The sequence below is a fragment of the Wolbachia endosymbiont of Madathamugadia hiepei genome (assembly GCF_013366855.1).
Taxonomy (GTDB): Bacteria; Pseudomonadota; Alphaproteobacteria; order Rickettsiales; family Anaplasmataceae; genus Wolbachia.
The window spans coordinates 1-10,999 of sequence record NZ_WQMP01000020.1 but is presented as its reverse complement, the minus strand read 5'-3'; the positions used below and the strand labels follow the sequence as shown (position 1 = coordinate 10,999).

Annotated in this window: 12 protein-coding genes; 9 read left to right on the top strand and 3 right to left on the bottom strand. The window is 35.3% G+C overall.

Annotation, left to right across the window (positions count from 1 at the left end; translation table 11 throughout):
- Positions 1-84: 84 nt before the first annotated feature.
- Positions 85-321 carry a hypothetical protein gene (locus GO685_RS01340; protein ID WP_175937233.1) on the bottom strand — a complete coding sequence of 79 codons (237 nt, stop codon included), beginning with the start codon at positions 319-321 and terminating at the stop codon, positions 85-87.
- Positions 322-862: 541 nt separating this feature from the next.
- On the opposite strand from GO685_RS01340, the gene GO685_RS01335 reads away from it, so the two are divergent.
- Genes GO685_RS01335 through ccmE form a run of 8 tightly spaced genes read left to right on the top strand, consistent with a single transcriptional unit; the run spans position 863 to position 7,756 of the window.
- On the top strand, positions 863-1,450 hold the full coding sequence (locus GO685_RS01335; RefSeq protein WP_175937232.1) for an NADH-quinone oxidoreductase subunit J: 588 nt from the start codon (positions 863-865) through the stop codon (positions 1,448-1,450).
- On the top strand, positions 1,441-1,749 hold the full coding sequence (gene nuoK, locus GO685_RS01330; protein ID WP_175937231.1) for an NADH-quinone oxidoreductase subunit NuoK: 309 nt from the start codon (positions 1,441-1,443) through the stop codon (positions 1,747-1,749). Before GO685_RS01335 ends, nuoK begins: the two co-directional genes overlap by 10 nt.
- 4 nt (positions 1,750-1,753) lie before the next feature.
- Positions 1,754-3,610: an NADH-quinone oxidoreductase subunit L gene (gene nuoL / locus GO685_RS01325; RefSeq protein ID WP_175937230.1), complete on the top strand. Its 1,857-nt coding sequence runs from the start codon at positions 1,754-1,756 to the stop codon at positions 3,608-3,610.
- A gap of 3 nt (positions 3,611-3,613) precedes the next feature.
- On the top strand, positions 3,614-5,056 hold the full coding sequence (locus GO685_RS01320) for an NADH-quinone oxidoreductase subunit M (RefSeq protein ID WP_175937229.1): 1,443 nt from the start codon (positions 3,614-3,616) through the stop codon (positions 5,054-5,056).
- The gene (locus GO685_RS01315; protein WP_175937228.1) at positions 5,053-6,447 is read left to right on the top strand and encodes an NADH-quinone oxidoreductase subunit N; all 1,395 of its coding nucleotides are present in this window, start codon (positions 5,053-5,055) and stop codon (positions 6,445-6,447) included. The genes GO685_RS01320 and GO685_RS01315 overlap by 4 nt, the downstream gene beginning before the upstream one ends.
- A 1-nt stretch (position 6,448) precedes the next feature.
- Positions 6,449-7,240: a biotin--[acetyl-CoA-carboxylase] ligase gene (locus GO685_RS01310; protein ID WP_175937227.1), complete on the top strand. Its 792-nt coding sequence runs from the start codon at positions 6,449-6,451 to the stop codon at positions 7,238-7,240.
- Entirely contained in the window at positions 7,237-7,374 is a 138-nt protein-coding gene (locus GO685_RS05920; protein WP_458695289.1) for a CcmD-like small membrane protein, read from the top strand. Before GO685_RS01310 ends, GO685_RS05920 begins: the two co-directional genes overlap by 4 nt.
- Positions 7,358-7,756 carry a cytochrome c maturation protein CcmE gene (ccmE, locus tag GO685_RS01305; protein ID WP_175937226.1) on the top strand — a complete coding sequence of 133 codons (399 nt, stop codon included), beginning with the start codon at positions 7,358-7,360 and terminating at the stop codon, positions 7,754-7,756. The genes GO685_RS05920 and ccmE overlap by 17 nt, the downstream gene beginning before the upstream one ends.
- 8 nt (positions 7,757-7,764) lie before the next feature.
- Here the strand turns inward: ccmE and GO685_RS01300 are convergent, their stop codons facing one another.
- Both GO685_RS01300 and GO685_RS01295 read right to left on the bottom strand, forming a co-directional pair.
- Positions 7,765-8,475, bottom strand: coding sequence for an ABC transporter ATP-binding protein (locus GO685_RS01300; protein WP_175937225.1), 711 nt, complete (start codon positions 8,473-8,475; stop codon positions 7,765-7,767).
- Positions 8,468-9,250, bottom strand: coding sequence for an MlaE family lipid ABC transporter permease subunit (locus GO685_RS01295; protein ID WP_175937224.1), 783 nt, complete (start codon positions 9,248-9,250; stop codon positions 8,468-8,470). The genes GO685_RS01300 and GO685_RS01295 overlap by 8 nt, the downstream gene beginning before the upstream one ends.
- Positions 9,251-10,016: 766 nt before the next feature.
- Here GO685_RS01295 and GO685_RS01290 point away from each other — a divergent pair.
- Positions 10,017-10,742, top strand: a complete 726-nt coding sequence (locus GO685_RS01290) for a 16S rRNA (uracil(1498)-N(3))-methyltransferase (protein ID WP_175937223.1) — start codon at positions 10,017-10,019, stop codon at positions 10,740-10,742.
- The last annotated feature ends 257 nt before the right edge of the window (positions 10,743-10,999 follow it).

Genomic DNA, 10,999 nt, shown 5'->3' with positions numbered 1-10,999 from the left:
GTTTCTCTATTTGTAGCTAAGTTAAACTACCAGTTTTTGCTACATCTTTCCTTATTTTCTCATGATAAACTTTTTTCACAGAGACTAGATTCCAGCGTCACGCGCTGGAATGACAGGTCTATGGGTGTTATCCAAGCAGCCTTTTTTGTCATTCAAGTAACCTTTCTTGTCATCCCAGTGCTCCGACACTGAGATCCAGTTTTCCATAAGAACAGCGCATTTTAACATAACTTTTATGCCCACTAGCCTAATAAAGTTCCTGGATTCCAGCGTCACGTGCTGGAATGACACCACTTGTTGTAAAAACAAATGTTCGTTCATAAATTGCAACTAGCTATAAATATTTAAGAAATTTACCAAGTGAGAAAAAAAGCAAAAGAAGCCCCGGTCGGTGGCTAATTATTTATATGTACCTCAAATATCGGCATTTTTATTCTCAGCGCTACGATTCAGCTACTTTTAAATGTAAATAACCAAAACTATAAACGTTAAGAAATTTACTAAGCAGAAAAAAAAGACAAAAGAAATCCCGTGGTAGAAGTTGCTCACTCTCTAATCCTGCAAATTGGCGTACTATACTGTCTTAAACGACTTATAAGCGCGTTTCAGCTTGTATGGGTTAAAATCCGAAGTTTTAAAAAGACATGCAGTGCACATAGTACGTCAAATACAAGTTTTCTTGTCATTTTAACATGTACAGATTGGGAAGTTAAATAATAACTTCACTACTATGATAATGGGATTGGTGAGATTTGTCAAGTAGTTTTTTTTGTTTCATGATACACGCTGCCATGCAATAAGTTTATTGACTTCATAGCAAAAGTTACTTTAAATTAGTAGCTGTTGTTGCAGTTAAATATTAATGACTTTTTTCTTTTATTTTTTTGCAATTCTTACCATTTTATCCGCTGTTTGTGTGGTCAGCGCAAGGAATCCTGTGCATGCAGTATTATTTTTAATTTTCACTTTTGTCAACTCTGCAGCTCTTTTTATCCTCCTTGGAGCTGAGTTTATTGCTATGATGGTGCTGATAGTGTATATCGGGGCAGTTGCAGTGTTATTCCTTTTTGTAGTTATGATGCTCGATATTGACTACATAAGATTGCGTCAGGGTTTTGCAAAGCATCTGACTGTTGGTTCTATATTATGTGTCGTGTTTTTTCTCATTATCAGTTTCGTAATCCGCAGCTCAGCGCTGAATATAAGCAATGTTATAAACTATAATGCCAATAATGTGAAAGCCATCGGTAATTTGCTCTATACTGACTATATGTACGTTTTTCACCTTTCTGGCATTTTGCTACTTGTTGCAATTGTGGGCGCAATTGCTCTTACTTTGCAGGATAAGAAAAAAGGAATCAAAAGACAGAATGTATTAAAGCAATTGACACAATCCTCATCTGTAAAGTTGGTTAAGGCTAAATTTGGAAAAGGAGTAGAATGGAAATAGGATTAAATCATTTCTTGGTAGTCGCCGCCATTTTATTCACTATTGGAGTGTGCGGTATTTTCATCAATCGTAAAAGCATAATTAACATATTATTATCAATAGAGGTATTGTTGCTAGCAATTAATATCAATTTAGTCGCTTTTTCTGCTTTTACGAATGATATAGTTGGGCAAATTTTTGTCATGTTTGTGTTGACTGTTGCCGCAGCGGAGTCAGGAATAGGACTTGCAATATTAGTTGTATATTATAGAAGCCGTGGCAATATAGATGTTGAACGAGTGAACTTAATGAAAGAATGAAGGTATGACTGATATACTAAAATTAATAGTGTTTTTGCCACTTTTTAGTTCATTATTTGCAGCGCTTTTTAGAAGAGATATTTTTAGTAAGTTAATAACAACTGCAGGAATTGGGATATCTGCTGTTTTATCTTGGTATGTTTTTTTCACCTTTTCTCAAGATTATCACTTGAGTTTATTCCCTTTGTTTCCGTTGAGCGTCCTAAAAGTAAATTGGGCGATTAATGTGGATGCTCTCTCATCTTTGATGTTGATTGTAATTACCACCGTTTCGCTGGTAGTTCATCTCTATTCTATCGGTTATATGAAACATGATAAGGGAAAGTCTAGGTTCTTTTCTTGTTTATCGCTGTTTACGTTTTGCATGATTGTACTGATCGTGAGTGACAATTTTGTGCAGCTTTTCTTTGGCTGGGAAGGAGTGGGCTTGTGCTCTTATTTACTCATAGGATTTTGGTTTCAAAAATACTCTGCAAATAATGCAGCATTCAAAGCATTTGTTGTAAATAGAGTAGGGGACTTTGCGCTATTAATTGGAATTTTTCTTATTTATTACACATTTCATTCTTTGAAGTTTGCTGAAATTTTTGACACAGCTGATATTCTTGGTGCACAGAGCATTAGGGCGTTCCGTTGTGAATTCAGGGTGGTTCATGTAATATGCATATTACTTTTTATTGGCTGTATGGGAAAGTCTGCTCAGCTTGGCCTACATGTTTGGTTGCCAGATGCAATGGAAGGACCAACTCCTGTTTCTGCACTCATTCATGCAGCAACTATGGTAACGGCAGGTATATTTTTAGTAGCAAAATGTTCTCCGTTGTTTGAGCTGTCAAATGTAGCACAAGAATTGATAGTAATTGTTGGTGCGCTTACTGCCTTTTTTGCAGCTACCGTTGCGATTACTCAGAACGATATAAAGAAAATAATTGCTTATTCAACTTGCAGCCAACTTGGTTATATGTTCATGGCATGTGGCCTTTCTGCTTATAATGTCGCTATTTTTCATTTAATGACACACGCCTTTTTTAAGGCTTTATTATTCCTCAGCGCAGGTAATGTGATTCATGCAATGCATCATGAGCAAAACATTCAGAAAATGGGAAACTGCTGGAAAAAAATTCCTTGCACTTACGCTCTCATGTGGATTGGATCTCTTGCACTTTCTGGGATATTTCCATTTGCAGGTTTTTATTCAAAGGATCTAATAATTGAGCATGCTTATAGTGCTGATAGTTTTGCTTTTGCAATGAGCTTGGTTGTTGCGTTCTTTACGGCGTTTTATTCTTGGAGGTTATTGCTTCTTGCATTTCATAGCCAAAAACAAAGTAAAATTAATATACATGAAGCACCGAAAATTATGCTCATACCACTACTAATACTTGCTCTTGGATCGGTATTTTCTGGAATATGGGGAGCAAATGTTTTGAATATAACTAGTAATGCGTTTTGGAAATCAAGTTTAGTAGTTGTTAATGAGCATGAAATCCATAATTTCTTTATAAAGTTACTACCAACTCTAGTGAGTCTAAGCGGGATAGCGCTTGCGTACTTGATTTACCGCTATCAAAAATTTCAGCAGATTAAAAGTAAATTTTTACTTAAATTTTTGCAGAATAAATGGTACTTTGATGAGGTATATGATTTTGTCATAGTTGCACCGATGAAGTTTATATCTAGGTTTCTATGGAAGTTTGATGTTAAAGCTGTTGATTCATTTGGACCAAACAGTGTAGTAAGTTTGGTTAATGAGTGTTCAAAAAGTTCTATAAAGTTACAGACAGGTTACATATTTGATTATGCGTTTATTATGTTTGTTACTTTAATAATCGGTGCTTTGTATATTATTGGAATTAAATAGAAAGTGTTGTTACTTAGTATATTCTTGCTTCCACTAATAGGAGCGTTGATTTTATCTCTGATCAAGATCAATCATAAATCCATATACCTAAGATTCCTCTCTCTATTTTTTGCTGTACTGCCGTTTTTACTTAGCATTGTAGCTTGTATAGGATTTGATTATAATAATGCGGACTTCCAGCTCGTTAGCTACCCAATTAGAAACGCAGGAATAGGGGTGGATGGTATATCGCTACCTTTCCTTCTACTCACAACTTTCTTATTTGTTGTTTGTTTACTCTACAATTGCAAAATGAGTTATACAACTCTCAAGGCGTATATGGCATTATTTTTGCTGCTTGAAAGTTTTGTGGTCGGTTTCTTTATTTCACTGAATGCCGTAAGCTTTTATGTATTCTTCGAAGTTGTTCTAGTACCAATGTTCTTTATTATCGGCATTTGGGGAGGGAAACAAAGGGTGTATGCGGCATTTAAGTTGTTTCTCTATACACTTGCCGGTTCGTCGTTGTTTTTGCTTGGGTTAGTGTACATATATAACGTCTTTGGAACATTTGATATACAAAAATTAGCCACGTTAATGCCAAGTCTTGATCTTGGGGTACAATCATTGTTGTGGATTGCATTTTTTGTCTCTTTTGCAATAAAAGTACCAATGTTTCCGTTCCACACTTGGCTTCCTGATGCGCATGTGCAATCGCCAACTTCTGGATCGGTAATTTTAGCCGGCCTGCTTATTAAAATGGGAGGATACGGATTTTTAAGGTTTTCTATTCCAATGCTTCCTCAGGCAAGCTTCTATTTTTCAAATTTCATTGTTGTGTTAAGCGCAATTGCAGTAATATATGCTTCACTAGTTGCATTTGCTCAGAACGATATAAAGAAGCTAATAGCTTATTCTTCAATAGCGCACATGGGAATCGTAACTGCTGGCCTCTTTTCATTTTATGAGGAGGGGGTACTTGGTGCTGTGTTTCAAATGATTAGTCATGGCCTTATTTCTGCTGCTTTATTTTTGTGTGTTGGGATGCTATATACTCGAACTGGAACTTTGGAGATTGCAAAGTATTTTGGCATAGTAAACACGATGCCAAAATTTGGTTTTATGTTTATTTTATTTTCAATGGCCTCGATTGGGTTGCCTGGAACGTCTGGGTTTATAGGTGAGTTTTTGGCTATGATTGGAATGTTTAAGAGCATAGGATTTTTTACAGGGTTTATTGCACTTGGTACTATTTTGAGTGCAGTTTATATGCTGAACTTATGCAAGCAAACAATATGGGGAGTCAGCTATTCTAAATTATTGAATAACCGTTTAGATAGCATAGAATCTTCTGTCTTAATTCTGCTTGCAGTGCTTGTTATTTTGCTTGGATTTTACCCAACTCTTGCACTAAATTATTTAAAGCCATGTATGGCAAATTTATTAGTCAAGTATAACGTCCTATGAGCTATATACAGATATTGCCAGAAACGTTCTCTATTGTTTCCTCGTTAGTATTACTGCTGCTTGGGATCGTGTTCAACCGCCGCACTATTAACTTGCTAGCACTGGGCTGCACAGCGGTTACCTTGATTGTTTTAGTTCTCTTAGCAGAAAATAATGAAGTTTTTTTCTTCAATTCATTGTTAAAACTCAACTTATACATCAGATCGGCCCAAGGGTTGATCCTTATCGTAGGAGTTTCAATACTCTTGCTGCTGAATTTATCAAAATATGACTATAAGTATGAATTTTCAATACTGATTCTTTTTGCGCTGTTTGGCATGATTACTCTGGTTTCAGCAAATAATTTAATTTCTTTTTATTTAGCTTTTGAATTGATGAGTATACCTTTATATGTTCTTGCAAGCTTTAATAAAGATTCAGTTTATTCATGCGAAGCAGGAGTGAAATATTTTACGCTCAGTGCGTTATCTTCCTGCATCATGTTGTACGGAATGTCGCTACTTTATGGATATACAGGACAAATCGATTTTTCTCAGTTAAGTTTGTTTGTACAAAACCATCAGGTAACCTATGGAATAGTTTTTGGGTTGGTCTTTATCCTTATTGGTTTGTGTTTCAAGCTTGCTATTGTTCCTTTTCATATGTGGGCTCCGGATGTCTATCAAGGTGCACCTACCATAGTGACTGCGTTTTTTTCTACTGCTCCAAAAGCTGCACTTGTAACATTTTTAATTAGACTGATGAATGAGGAATTAGTAAATGTCAAAAATTATGTTCAACCTGTTCTTTTATATGTTTCAGCATTATCTGTGCTTATCTCAGCTTTTGGAGCTTTACGACAAAAAAACCTAAAAAGGCTGCTTGCTTACAGTTCAATAGGTCATGTTGGCTTCATATTTGCTTCGCTTTCTATTTTTACGCGGATGGGGACAGACAGCTCTTTGACGTATTTGATGATGTATATCGTTACAAGCATAGGATTGTTCTCATATTTCATACAAATTGACGATGACGATTGCAATATTGCAAATTTATCTGGTGTGGGGAAAAAACACCCGGTTTTAGCATTTCATCTTTCTATACTATTGCTTTCTATGGCGGGAATACCACCACTTGCAGGTTTTTTTGCTAAGCTGTTTATATTTAAAGGTCTAATAAACTCAGGCTTTATCAGTCTACCTTTGATCCTTGTAGTAGCAAGTGTTATATCATGTTACTACTACCTAAATATCATAAAAGCTATGTATTTTGATAAGTCTAGTGGCAATAAGATTACTTACCCTAAGGGGCTATTCATCATCACTTCAGTGGCTTCCTTAATCAATATTATTCTTTTTATATATGTAGAAGATTTATACTCGCTAATTCATTTAGTAACTAAAGGGTTATAAAGTGATTCCTGAGATATTCGAGGGCTTTCATATTCATTATTATAAAGAAGTCTCTAGCACTAATAGGGAAGCATTGGACTTAATTGATAAAGGGATATCAAATGAAACCGTTATTATTGCCGATAAGCAAACAGATGGTAGAGGGCGCACCGGAAAAAGCTGGGTTTCTCCAAAAGGCAATTTTTGTGCAAGTTTAATTACAGATCTCTTACATAATCGTTCTGGTATCATTCCAACGCTGGATTCCAGAGTCACGCGCTGGAATGATAGAGAAAATCTAAGTGAGTTAACAGAATTGACTTTTGTTACTGCTGTTGCTGTTGGCAATACATTATCATTATTTACAGGTGATAGTAACATTCAATATAAATGGCCAAATGACGTTTTGGTAGATGGTAAGAAAATAAGTGGAATATTGCTTGAAAAAAAATCTAATTCAAATTGGTTAGTTATAGGAATTGGAATTAATATTGATCATGCGCCACTTTCAGGAGCAACATGCGTTAGCAGCTACGGCGAGTCTGTGTCTAACACAGATCTATTAAAAGAACTAATAACAAACTTTAATAAACTAAGAAAACAGTGGTTATTTGACGGGTTTCATGCTATAAGAGAAATGTGGCTGAAAAGAGCGTTCAAAATGAATGAACAAATCAGCGTAAAGTTAGCTGGCAAATTGCACGAGGGGATTTTTATTGATATAGATAAAAGTGGTAGATTGGTATTGCAGCAAAAAGATGGAAGTTTAATTTATTCTGGTGCAGGTGAGTTATTTGTTAATAGTGCATTATGAATACATATGTAATTTTCGCTTACCTTGTTGGCTTTGCATTGATTGCTGGGGAACTGATTTTTACTGTTTCTTGCTATATTAAAAGCAAAAAAATCTTAGAAGGGCTTAAAAATAATAATGAAGAAAAAACATAAGCGATTACTTATAGCTTCAGGAGTTTTCTTCTTTTTAAATTGTATAGTTTTTCTCATCCTAACAACACTCAAAGAAAATATCTCATTTTTTTATACAGTAAGTGAAGCGGTAGTTTTACCAAACAATCAAAAGCCGATCCGTATCGGTGGAATGATTGTTGCGGATAGTGTGATACGCAACGAAAGTGAAGTGGTTTTTCAAATGACAGATTTTAACAAGAGCGTTGTGGTAAAATATCAGGGAATACTCCCACCGATGTTTTCAGAAAAAAATGGTGTTGTTGTACAAGGTAAAATGCTAGGCGGTGGCGCCTTTTTGGCAGACACAGTGTTTGCAAAACATGATGAAAATTATATGCCTCGAAGGCAAGTAATAAAATAGAGAATTTTTTACTTTGTACGCACGTAGCGAATAAATTTTCTCACATATTCATTTTTAGTATTTTTTATTTCTTGAACAGTTCCATGGGAGATGATGCTTCCCCCATATAATACTGCTATTTTATCAGCTATTTTAAATGCACTATGAATATTATGTGTAATCGTGATAATCGTAGGATTAAGGTCTTTAGACAGCTTCATTACTATCTCGTTTACTGCATCTGACATAATTGGATCTAGTCCTGAAGTTGGCTCGTCCAATACAATAATTTCTGGGTTGTGTGCAATTGCTCTTGCAAGCGCTACCCTTTTTTTCATTCCACCTGATAGCTCTATCGGAAACATATCTGCTATGTTTTTCTCCAGCCCGACATCACTTAACTTTTCAATTGCGAGTTGCTTTGCCTCCTTTTTGTTGATATTGAAGCGCTTCGTGTAATTAAAAGATATGTTTTCCCAGACTGTAACATAGTCGAATAAAGTGGAATTCTGGAATAAAACTCCAAATTTATTTTTGCTTTTGCTATTTATTTTAATGGACCCTGAATCCGGTGTCAGCAAGCCAATGATTGTTTTTGTTAATACAGATTTGCCACTTCCTGAGCCACCGAGTATGACTAGTGATTCTCCCTTGAATATATCAAAACTTATGTTGTTTAATATCGTTTTATCATCAAAAGATAAACTTAAGTTCGATATTGATATTATGGGACTATGCATGTATCAAAGTAATCATGTAGTTTGCTAAAATAATCAGTATGGATGATAAAACAACAGTTGATGTTGTAGCAATGCCAATTCCTCGAGCACCTTCTCTGCAGTGGTAACCGTAATAGCAGCTTGAGACGGAAATTATGACGCCAAAAGCAGTTGCTTTCACTAGCCCAGTGATAAAATCGTTCATATTGAAGAATTGAGCTGTATATTTTATGTATATATTCACATTGTGGTTAAATTCAAAAACTGCAGTGATATATCCTCCGAATATTCCTATTAGATCTGCACATACTACAAGTATAGGGAATACTATAACTGACGTTAAAATCCTTGGTGCAATTAAGTATTTGAAAGGATTGATGTTCAAGGTTGTAAGTGCATCTATTTGTTCGGTGATGCGCATAGTACCAATTTCTGCCGCAATTGATGATCCAACTTTTCCTACCATTATTAAGCTGATTAAAACTGGCCCTAACTCTTTAATGATGGTGACCGTGACAAGCTTGGGTATTACCTGCTCTTGACTAATCAATGGACCACTCAAGCTGCTTTGTAGGACTATTACTGCTCCTATGAAAACCCCTGTGATTCCAACAATTGGCAAGGAAAGAAAGCCTATCTCTATAATTTGTCTTGCTATGTTGCTTAGATAGTACGGCGGTGTAAAGCAGTGATATAGAGATTGAATAAAAAATATAAATGCACTACCAAGCCTCAACAAGAGGTTGATAAAGCACCTGCCGATTATTCTAATACCATTTATATCAAAAGAGTTCACTTTGCATTTGTCTCAGCTAAAAATCAGTTTTATTGAAAATTTTTGTTAACTTTATCGCAGAGTATAGCTAAGATATGTCCTAAGTTCAATATACTTCAGACTTCTCGCATAACAAACTCTTGATAGTGCGTTGGATTCAATAGAAACAAAAAAACTACTTGACAACCTTCACTGTTACCCTTACTAATGATGCTGAAGCTATTTGTTTATCTTCGCAATCTTTGTAGGTTAGTGACAAAAAACTTAGGGTATTTGGCGTCTCATGTTTAAATTTTTGCACTATTTGCACCTCACGTCTTTTTAAAACTTCTGATTTTTAGCTATACAAGCTCAAACGCGCTTATAAGTCGTTTAAGACAGTATAGAACGTCAAATAGATAAGGGAGAATTTGAATACTAGCTGCCCTAGAGTTTTTTTACCCTTTTTCCTGTTTAGTAAATTTCTTAACGTTTACAGTTTTGGTTATTTGCATTTAAAAGTAGCTGAATCGTAGCGCTAAGAATAAAAACGCCGATATTTGAGGTACATATAAATAATTAGCCACCGACCGGGGCTTCTTTTGCTTTTTTTTCGTTTGGTAAATTTCTTAAGCATAAAGGTTATACCAATTTTCGTTATCAAACAAGATACATAATAAATTTGCTAAACCCTTAATCGTAGGGAAACTTTTTAATTTACCATTGGGATTTGGTATAATAATGAAGTTTGGTATAAGACAATGCTTCAGTTTGCAGGTGTTTGATCGTTAATACAAGTATATATTGAATGGAAAAAATTAGACTTTACGTTGAGAAGGCGTTATCACAAGGCGTTAGTTTAGAGCTTAGTCCAAGGCAAAGTCACTATGTTTGCAACGTCATGCGACTTAAGAAGAATGCCAATATTTCTTTTTTTAATGGAAGGGATGGAGAGTGGTTAGGAGAAATAGTTGATACATCGCGTAAATTAGCAAAAGCCACACTTAAAGAATGCACCAAACGACAGCAATATGAAGAAAATTTATATCTATATTGTGCTATGGTAAAAAATGCTGCTTTAGGTAACATAATAAGGCAGGCAACTGAAATGGGGGTAACCTGCATCCAATTTATTTCGACGGAGCATACAGTAGTAAAAAATGTTAATTTGGGTAGAGCAAAATTACAGGCAATTGAAGCGGCAGAACAATGTGGTAGAACAAGTGTGCCAGAGATTTTGCCTCCTATTAATTTTCGTGATTTACCTGACTCTCAGGATAGAGGTTTTGTTTTATGTGATGAAACAGGGCAGGAAAAGTCTCCTAATGAAGTTCTGAAGAACAAAAAAAATATTGCTATTATTGTTGGTCCTGAGGGTGGTTTCTCACACAATGAACTTAGCTTTGCTGATAAGTTCTGTCAGAAATTAAGTCTAGGGAAGAGAATTTTGAGGGTAGATACTGCTGTAGTTGCTGCACTCACTTTGGCCAGTACAAGCACTATTCACCTGTACAGGGTTGCCAACGAAACTTAGAGGTGAATGACAATGATTATTATAACTTTCCTTACCGTTATCATATTCGTTGTCAATGCTTAAAGATCTAGATAACGCTAACTATGGATTAGCCGATAAAGAAAGAGCTGGAAATAGAGAGCTTTTTGGGTTGCATGGAATATGAAATGAGTGTAGAAAAGATGTGAACTAGTCTCTGTGAAAAAAGTTTATCATGAGAAAATAAGGAAAGATGTAGCAAAAACTGGTAGTTTAACTTAGCTACAAATAGAGAAATT